The sequence below is a fragment of the Thioalkalivibrio sp. genome, from assembly GCF_041690275.1.
GTDB lineage: Bacteria > Pseudomonadota > Gammaproteobacteria > Ectothiorhodospirales > Ectothiorhodospiraceae > Thioalkalivibrio.
The window spans coordinates 3,064-4,732 of the sequence record NZ_JAWLHP010000108.1; the positions used below are offsets into that span (position 1 = coordinate 3,064).

At 71.7% G+C, this 1,669-nt stretch carries 2 protein-coding genes; both read right to left on the bottom strand.

The genetic code is table 11. The features are described from left to right. Nucleotides 1-86: 86 nt before the first annotated feature. Nucleotides 87-698: a TIGR04282 family arsenosugar biosynthesis glycosyltransferase gene (locus ACESMN_RS13335; protein ID WP_373054096.1), complete on the bottom strand. Its 612-nt coding sequence runs from the start codon at nt 696-698 to the stop codon at nt 87-89. Then, entirely contained in the window at nt 695-1,366 is a 672-nt protein-coding gene (locus tag ACESMN_RS13340) for a TIGR04283 family arsenosugar biosynthesis glycosyltransferase (RefSeq protein ID WP_373054097.1), read from the bottom strand. The genes ACESMN_RS13335 and ACESMN_RS13340 overlap by 4 nt, the downstream gene beginning before the upstream one ends. Nucleotides 1,367-1,669 lie beyond the last annotated feature (303 nt).

The window sequence follows — 1,669 nt, forward strand, 5'->3', positions numbered from 1 at the left end:
GGAGCGGCTTCCAGCCGCGATGCCCGCCCCGATCGAGCCCTGTAGGAGCGGCTTCCAGCCGCGATGCCCAGGCCTCGATGTTCAGGTCAAGGTGCGAGCGTCAACCCGCGCAACAGCTCGGGCGGGCAATGCACCAGGTCTTCGGGCCGGTCAATGTCGGGACAGGGCGGCAGTTCCACCAAACGCAGCCCGAGCTGCGCACAGTGCCGGCGTGTCTGGTCCAGGACCTCGGAACCACCCCAGCCGATACCCTCGAAGAGCCGCGGGGCCGGGACTCCAAGCCCGATCAGCACGTAGCCTCCGTCCAGCGCAGGCACCAGTACGCAGTCGCTGCCCCCTCCGAGTGCCGCGGCCGCGGCACTCACGGTGCCGGCGGTCAGGCCGGGCGCATCCGAACCCAGCAGCACCGCCGGCAGACCGGACTCCAGCGCGACGCGCATGCGCTGGCCCAGATCACCGTCCGGCTGGGCCTGCAGCCGGCAATCGAAGTCACGCCCGCATTCCCGCAGGAAACCATGACCGCAGTCGGGAGCGCACCACAACTCCACCGACCCTGCCTGCGAGGCGGAAGCCGCCTCCAGCGCCCGCCGAACGAGGCGGCCATGCAGCCGGGCCGCGCCCTCCGTGCCGAGCGCGGGAACCAGTCGGGTCTTCGCCTGACCCGGTACCGGTGCCCGCGCAAACACCAGGAGCCTCACCGGTACCGCTCCGCCAGCCGGGCCGGGTCAGCCCCCCGCCAGTAGGCGAGACGCAACCGCCACATCAGCAGGATGGTGCGCACCACACCGCGTTGCTCCCAGCGCCGGCTGGAGGTCACCAGGGAACTCCGCACGCAGGCGGGCCGTCCCGCCCGCCCCTTCAGCCGCCGCGACATCTCGATATCCTCCATCAGGGGGATCGCGGGAAACCCGCCAACCGCATCGAAGGCAGACCGCATGACGAAGACCCCCTGGTCGCCGGTGGCGATCCCGGTCAGGCAGGAACGCAGGTTCATCAGCCGGGCGGTCAGCGCCAGCAGCAGGCCGTCGCCCGAGAGGCGGACCGCACAGCGTCCCCAGGCCCGCCCCTGCGCGAGCGCGGAGATCACCGCAAGCGCGACGGGCTCGTCGATCCGGCTGTCCGCGTGCAGAAACCACAGAGCGGAGCCGCGGGCTCGCGCAGCCCCGGCATTCATCTGCAGCGCCCGCCCCGGAGCCGTTCGGAGCACCCTGTCCGCGCCCGCAGCGGCCAGTGCGGCACTGGAGTCCTCACTGCCGCCATCGACCACGATCACCTCGTGCCCGCGACTGCGGAGCGTCTGCAGGTCACGCAGAAGCCGCGGCAGCCCATCCTCCTCGTTCAGGCACGGAATAACCACCGACAGCATCGGTTCCGGCCGGCCCGGGCCGGATTCAGGTACCGGGGAGCCTGCTGGCACCATCGTCCGCCTCTCCGGATCGGCCCGCGCGGTGTGGGCAGACCGCAGCAGCGCGCGCTTGCAACACCGCGCCAGGGGCGGCAACCACGCCGGACGCCGCCGTCACCGAACGCCTCCTTTCCATCCGCGTGGCCCCCTTGCCCCTTCTGTAGCAAACGCCGCTCCAGTGCATCCGGCGGATACCCCGGGCGGGTGACCCGGGCCGACCGGGAAGGGTAGCAACCGAGCGGACGGCCTGCACTTACCGGCCAA